General features: G+C 46.4%; 1 protein-coding gene. It reads right to left on the minus strand.

The genetic code is table 11. From position 1 onward, the window contains the following. Positions 1–239, minus strand: a 239-nt coding sequence (locus AB2B41_RS23740) for a hypothetical protein (RefSeq protein ID WP_367880281.1), incomplete at both ends; no start/stop codon positions are given.

Below are 239 nucleotides of genomic sequence, written 5' to 3' on the forward strand. Positions count from 1 at the left end.
TTTTGTTTGGGGGTGTGGTTTGGTGTTTTGTGGTTTGTTTTTTATATTTTTTTGTGTTGTTTTTTGGCTTCTGGGGGGTTTTTTTTGGGGGGGGGGGGGTGGGGGGGGTGTTTTTTTTTTTTTTTGTGGTGTTTGGCCTCCTCCCCCCCACCGGGGCTCTTTCTGTGTCTTTTTCATTCCCACTATTTTTTTTTGTGGTGTTGTGGCTGCTTTTCCCTTGCTTTTTGAACCCCCCCCCC

The organism is Sulfitobacter sediminis (assembly GCF_040811725.1).
In the GTDB taxonomy this organism is placed as follows: Bacteria; Pseudomonadota; Alphaproteobacteria; order Rhodobacterales; family Rhodobacteraceae; genus Sulfitobacter; species Sulfitobacter sediminis.